3 protein-coding genes and 1 pseudogene are annotated in these 6,710 nt (G+C 57.0%); 2 read left to right on the top strand and 2 right to left on the bottom strand.

What is annotated here, in order from left to right:
• Positions 1-1,671 (top strand): RHS repeat-associated core domain-containing protein (locus D8U18_RS16235; RefSeq protein ID WP_131107999.1); only part of this gene is annotated, 1,671 nt, incomplete at its 5' end.
• Between the two features lie 88 nt (positions 1,672-1,759).
• Here D8U18_RS16235 and D8U18_RS16230 read toward each other — a convergent pair.
• Positions 1,760-1,913 (bottom strand): annotated as a pseudogene (locus tag D8U18_RS16230) (mannose-1-phosphate guanylyltransferase/mannose-6-phosphate isomerase); the annotation flags it as partial.
• 179 nt (positions 1,914-2,092) lie between these two features.
• Here D8U18_RS16230 and D8U18_RS16225 point away from each other — a divergent pair.
• Positions 2,093-4,984, top strand: coding sequence for an RHS repeat-associated core domain-containing protein (locus D8U18_RS16225; protein WP_131107998.1), 2,892 nt, complete (start codon positions 2,093-2,095; stop codon positions 4,982-4,984).
• Positions 4,985-5,185: 201 nt separating this feature from the next.
• On the opposite strand, the gene D8U18_RS16220 is transcribed toward D8U18_RS16225, so the two are convergent.
• Positions 5,186-6,637, bottom strand: coding sequence for a mannose-1-phosphate guanylyltransferase/mannose-6-phosphate isomerase (locus D8U18_RS16220; protein WP_131107997.1), 1,452 nt, complete (start codon positions 6,635-6,637; stop codon positions 5,186-5,188).
• Between the last annotated feature and the right edge of the window lie 73 nt (positions 6,638-6,710).

Here is a 6,710-nt window from a genome sequence, read left to right as displayed (position 1 = left end):
AACCAGCGGATCGAACCGGTCAATCGCTACGTTTACGACAGCCTCTACCAGTTGACCGAAGCCTGCGGGTGGGAGGCGGGGAGCGCCAGCAAAGGTCCACACTTTTCGACCTTTGACGACCCCGCACCGCGTGCGAACTTCCGCCAGGTCTATCGTTACGACGCGGGTGGTAATCTGCTGGAGCTGACTCACGAAGGTCCGCAAAACCATGGTCATCGAATGCTCGCGGCGGCACACAGCAACCGTTGCTTGCCGGTGCTGGAAGGCGTGGAACCGGATGAGGACGACTTCCGCCGAGGCTTCGACGGCAACGGCAACTTGCTCAAGTTACAACCGGGGCAGGCATTGGCCTGGGACCTGCGCAACCAGTTGGGCGAAGTGCGGCCGGTGGTGCGCGACTCGGGCGTCAATGACCGCGAACGTTATGTCTACGGTGCCGACGGGATGCGCCTGCGCAAAGTCCGCGAGACGCTGGCCCATGCCCGGACGTTGGTCGCTGAAACCCGCTATCTGCCGAGCCTGGAGCTGCGCAAATACAGCGGTACGGGCGAGGTGTTGCAGGTGATCAGTGTGCAGGCAGGGCGCAGCAGCGTACGAGTGTTGCATTGGGACTCAGAGCCGCCGAAGGACAGCGCCAATGACCAATACCGCTACCACCTGAACGACCATTTGGGCTCCTGCACCCTGGAGCTTGACGATGACGGTGAGGTGATCAGCCAGGAACGTTATCACCCGTTTGGCACCACCGCGTGGTTCGCCGGACGCGGGGAGGTGGAGGCGAGTTACAGAACGGTGCGTTATTCGGGGAAGGAGCGGGATGCGACGGGGTTTTATTACTATGGCTTCAGGTATTACGTGGCCTGGTGGCAACGGTGGTTGAATCCGGATCCCGCGGGGGATGTTGACGGAATGAACTTGTTCAACATGGTCGGAAATCAGCCAGTCGTATTCAGGGATGAACAGGGACTGGCCCCTGTATTTGGAGAAGGGATGGAAGGCCAGGTCACGACGGAGGCCGCCAACCAGGATCGAGAAAATACGCGGGAGCCGGAGTTTATTTATTACATTGTTAAAGATCTAAGAGAGCGATTGTCTTCAGTTGATGAGCGTTCGGAAGGTAGGGCGGACCTTGTTGCAAACATGTTTACGCATAAAGTTGTCCTAAGGACAATCGTAATGACAGAGCCAAAATCGAAGAATGCCGACAAGGCCAAAGTTAGCAAATATTTCAATATGATTAATAAATATGAGTGGGAGTTTAAGCAGAATTACAAATATTCAGACTCTGGCCGTGTCTTTGCTAATGATATTTTTAGGCATCAGTATAAAGTGGCAGCGCAAAGAAATAATAATTACGGTGAGCTTCCCAGTGTTATTCGAAGGTCAAAGGTAAAAAATCAGATAACACTGGACAAGACGCAAGGGCTTGAAAGTGGTAGCTCTGAGTTATTGGAAGCTTTTTTTCAGACACCCAATGGCAAGACTACGCAAAGGGTGATTGAGGATTTTGGTCTGATTGCGACAGCGGTAACAAAAGAGTTGAATGGTAAAGACTTGGATTTTGTCGTAGCGGTTAAACCGATGGGAAATTATGAAACTGTTGTTTACTCTCCGGTGAAACCTATAAGCAGGAGGCCGGTGTCGAAAGCTATAGTGATTCCGAATAATTAAATTGGAGTAAATTAAGAAAAAAGCCCTCACCCAACCCACTGCGGATTAGGGACGCGGTGGGGTGAATGGGGGCTGTTTCACCAATCGCTTACTGCGCGATCGTCTTCACCGCAACCCCACGCTCAACCGGGGTCGACCGCCCGTAGATATCTTCAAACCGCTCGATATCGTCCTCACCCAGATAACTCCCCGACTGCACTTCAATGATCTCCAGCGGAATCTTCCGGGTTACGCAGGCGATGCACCGAAGCAATCGGTAATTTTGGCGGTTGTAAGCAAAACTCGTTTTTTCGGTAATGCACCAATAACCCGGTTTTGCATTTGCAGTCTCGTGACCGTCCGTCTGTCCTGTAATTTCTGACAGTAGGCAAGTGTCTGAGCGGAGGGTTTAGATGAGGAGAGTGAATCCAGAGCGGCTAATATGCCAACCACCCTTTCAATCCACCGCCACACCCCGAGCCTGACCGCGATTGACCCTTGTGGGTTGGTGGTGCGTGCCGTGGGTTACTGGCGAGGCATCGACGGCGTCCTCCCGCAGACACGGGTCAACCGCACGGTCCATGTTTGGGCGGGGCGTGCGATTGCGCAGTGGGATCCGCGACTGTTTCCGGATGCGTCGGCTCCAGCCAATCTACAAACGACTCATGCCCTGTCCGGTGCAGAATTGAGTACGAGCAGCGTCGATGCCGGGTGGCGTGTTGCGCTGTTGGGTGACGCGGGGCAACCGATCTACCACTGGGATGGCCGTGGCTCGCAGCGCTGGATGCAGTACGACACTCAGCTGCGCCCGGAATCGGTGTTCGAGCAAGCTGTGGACGGCGAAGCGCTTTGCACGGAGTGCTTGAGTTACGGCGCGAGCGATCAGGCCTCTGCCGAGCGCAACCAATGCGGACAACTGATCCGCCACGATGACCCGGCGGGCTCGCAGCGATTTACCGAGTTCGGATTGCATGGCGCAGTGCTGGAGCAGACACGGCATTTTCTGAACGATCTGACGCTGCCGGATTGGCCGGAGCCGACAGTGGATCGCGAGTGGCTGCTGGAACCGGGCGAGGGCGCCACCACTCGTTCGCAGGTCAATGCGTTGGGCGAGGTCTCCCATCAAACCGATGCCAAGGGTCACCGCCAGTTGTTCAGCCAGACCCTCGATGGCCAGTTGCGCGAGGTTCGCCTGCAACTCAAGGGCACACCCACCCCGAAAACGCTGCTCAGCGCCATCACCTATAACGCCCACGGCCAGACCGAACGGGAAACCGCCGGCAACGGCGTCATCACCACGCTGCAATACGCTGCTGAAGATGGCCGCCTGATCCAGCTTCAGGCCAAACGTGGCACCGACACCCTGCAAAACCTGCGTTACGCCTACGACCCGGTGGGCAACGTGCTGAGCATCGAAGATGCCGCGCTGCCGATTCGTTATTTCGCCAACCAGCGGATCGAACCGGTCAATCGCTACGTTTACGACAGCCTCTACCAGTTGACCGAAGCCTGCGGGTGGGAGGCGGGGAGCGCCAGCAAAGGTCCACACTTTTCGACCTTTGACGACCCCGCACCGCGTGCGAACTTCCGCCAGGTCTATCGTTACGACGCGGGTGGTAATCTGCTGGAGCTGACTCACGAAGGTCCGCAAAACCATGGTCATCGAATGCTCGCGGCGGCACACAGCAACCGTTGCTTGCCGGTGCTGGAAGGCGTGGAACCGGATGAGGACGACTTCCGCCGAGGCTTCGACGGCAACGGCAACTTGCTCAAGTTACAACCGGGGCAGGCATTGGCCTGGGACCTGCGCAACCAGTTGGGCGAAGTGCGGCCGGTGGTGCGCGACTCGGGCGTCAATGACCGCGAACGTTATGTCTACGGTGCCGACGGGATGCGCCTGCGCAAAGTCCGCGAGACGCTGGCCCATGCCCGGACGTTGGTCGCTGAAACCCGCTATCTACCAAACCTGGAGCTGCGCAATTACAGCGGTACGGGCGAAGTGTTGCAGGTGATCAGCGTCCAGGCCGGTCGCAGCAGTGTAAGGGTGCTGCATTGGGAATCGGCGCCGCCGAACGACATCGGCAACGATCAATACCGCTACCACCTGAACGACCATTTGGGTTCCTGCACTTTGGAACTCGACAATGACGGTGAAGTGATCAGCCAGGAGCGTTATCACCCGTATGGCACCACCGCGTGGTTTGCCGGGCGCGGGGAGGTGGAGGCGAGTTACCGAACTGTGCGTTATTCGGGGAAAGAGCGGGATGCGACGGGGCTGTATTACTACGGGTTCAGGTATTACGTGGCGGAGTGGCAACGGTGGTTGAATCCGGATCCGGCGGGACCTGTCGATGGGCTTAATCTGTATGCAATGGTCAGGAATAATCCCGTTACGTTAAGGGATGCCCAAGGCGCCGTCGCAGAGGTGCCTCAACAACTCAACTGGATTTGGTTGGGTAGCCCGCTGCCGGAGCAAAGTGCGCGCAATATCAATGACTTTATAAGTAGTGCGGCTGGCTACAGCGGAACGCTTTGGGTGGACAGACAAGTCGGGTCAGGCCGGCATGCAGTATCGCTGAGCAAGGTGAGCCGCAACGTGCGGATCAGAAACATTTCAGACGCTTTTGAAGGACTCGACTCTCGGCTAGAAGCTGCGTTCGAGCGCGAGCGTTCCGGACCGTTCAAGAACTTTGCCTCAGCCAGTGATATCGCGCGGGTTGCGCTCTTAAGCCGAGGAGGAGTGTATGCCGATGTCGATATGCAGTTGAGGGCGGACTTCCCTGCTCAAGATGCACCGCTCGGTGCCCGGGCCTACGTTTTTCCCGATAACACACTGGCAAACGGTGTGTTGGCCGCACCGGCAAACTCACCCGTTATCGCCCAGGCACTGAGCTCTATTGCCACTGCCTATTCAGACTCGTCATCCAGCACTTGGACGACCAAGCGAGCGTTTCCGGGGGCTGCCGAGATTGCCCGGCAGGAAAGTGTAAAGGAACAAGTTATCTCGCCGTACAGAGCGAAAGTGGTGGCAATGCGCGCGAAACTGGGTAACAGCTCCGAAGCCTATCGTGCCCGTTACATCGAAAAGTCCCATGAACTGGCTGATCTCGTTAACACGGACCGTGACCACTTCCTGCGGTCCACCCGCATGAAAGAAACGCTTCGTGTGACGGGACCACAAATGCTGAATTTAGCTTTCCAAGCAGTACATGAAAATTTTTCCATTGAACACCGCGAGCTCGTCAACTTTGCACCGGATCAGTTCGAGGCCATCGATGCTAACGGATCTTCAACCTATCGCCGTCCTGCCTTGATGCGCCGGGCGTCTTTTTGACGTCCATTTGGGCCTCGGCAGGTTTTATGAGCAGGTGATCAGCAAGAAAACCAGGGCTGCGACCTTCTGATGGGGAGGCTTTATACGTCATGCTTTTGCGTGACGGCGAGAATACTCATCCAGCAGATAAAAAAGCCCCCGGCCAACCCGCTGCGGATAGGGAACGCAGCCGGTGGGGCGGGGGCTCAAGTCTACTGAACGTTACTGCGCGATGGTTTTCACCGACACGCCACGCTCGATTGGGGTCGAGCGCCCGTAGATATCTTCAAACCGCTCGATATCGTCCTCACCCAAGTAACTACCAGATTGCACTTCGATGATCTCGAGTGGAATCTTCCCCGGGTTACGCAGGCGGTGCACCGAAGCAATCGGAATGTAGGTCGACTGGTTCTCGGTGAGCAGGAACACGTTTTCGTCGCAGGTCACTTCGGCGGTGCCGCTGACGACGATCCAGTGTTCGGCACGGTGGTGGTGCATCTGCAGCGACAGGCACGCGCCCGGCTTGACCGAGATGTGCTTGACCTGGAAGCGGCCGCCCATGTCCACCGAGTCGTAGGAGCCCCACGGACGGTAGACCTCGCAATGGTTCTGGGTTTCAGTGCGGCCCTGTTCGTTGAGGGTGTTGACCATTTGTTTCACGCCTTGGACCTTGTCCTTGTGCGCGATCATCATGGCGTCCTTGGTTTCGACCACGACGATGTTTTCCAGGCCGATCACCGACACCAGTTTGCCGTTGCCGTGGATCATGCAGTTTTTGCTGTCCTGGATGACCACGTCGCCTTTGGTGACGTTGCCGTTGGCGTCTTTTTCGTTCACTTCCCACAACGACGACCAGCAGCCGACATCGCTCCAGCCAGCCGTCAGCGGTACGACGCAGGCGCGTTGGGTTTTTTCCATCACCGAGTAGTCGATGGAGTTGTCCGGGCAGCAGGCGAAAGTGGCTTCGTCGAAAGTGATGGTGTCGTTGGTCTGCTCGCTGCGCTCCAGGGTCAGCAGGCAGGTGTCGTAGATGTCCGGATCGTGCTTTTTCAGTTCTTCGAGGAAGCGGCTGGCGCGGAACAGGAACATGCCGCTGTTCCAGAAGTAGCCGCCGGATTGCACGTATTCGGTGGCACGTTTCACGTCGGGTTTTTCGACGAAGTGCGATACACGGCTGACGCCTTCAGGCAGCAGCGAATCGTTGGTCGACTTGATGTAGCCGTAACCGGTTTCCGGTTTAGTTGCCGGTACGCCGAACAACACCATTTCGCCGTTTTCCGCCGCCACAGTGGCCAGGGCCAGGGCGCGTTGCAGGGCTTTCTGGTCTTCCAGTACGTGATCGGCCGGGAGCACCAGCATCAGTTCGTCACGACCTTCGTTAACCAGCATCATCGCGGTCAGGGCCACGGCCGGTGCAGTGTTGCGACCGAACGGTTCCATCAGGATGCGCTGGGTTTCCAGTTTGCGGGCCGCCAGTTGCTCATTGACGATGAAGCGGTGGTCCTTGTTGCAGACCACGATCGGCGTGTCCATGCCTTCGAACACCAGGCGTTCCAGGGTTTGCTGGAACAGCGTGTGTTCGCCGGTCAGCGCCAGGAACTGTTTAGGGAACTGCTTACGGGAAAGCGGCCAAAGACGTGAGCCACTACCACCTGACAAGATCACCGGAATCATGTTGTTACTCCTTGCAAATCGTTTGGTTAGAGCTACTTCGTTCTGTCGTTTCACTCTTGTTCTTGTTCCGTGT

The sequence above is a fragment of the Pseudomonas sp. Sample_10 genome (assembly GCF_004321495.1).
In the GTDB taxonomy this organism is placed as follows: domain Bacteria; phylum Pseudomonadota; class Gammaproteobacteria; order Pseudomonadales; family Pseudomonadaceae; genus Aquipseudomonas.
The sequence above is the reverse complement of the archived record's forward strand: the minus strand, read 5'-3'. Positions and strand labels throughout refer to the sequence as shown.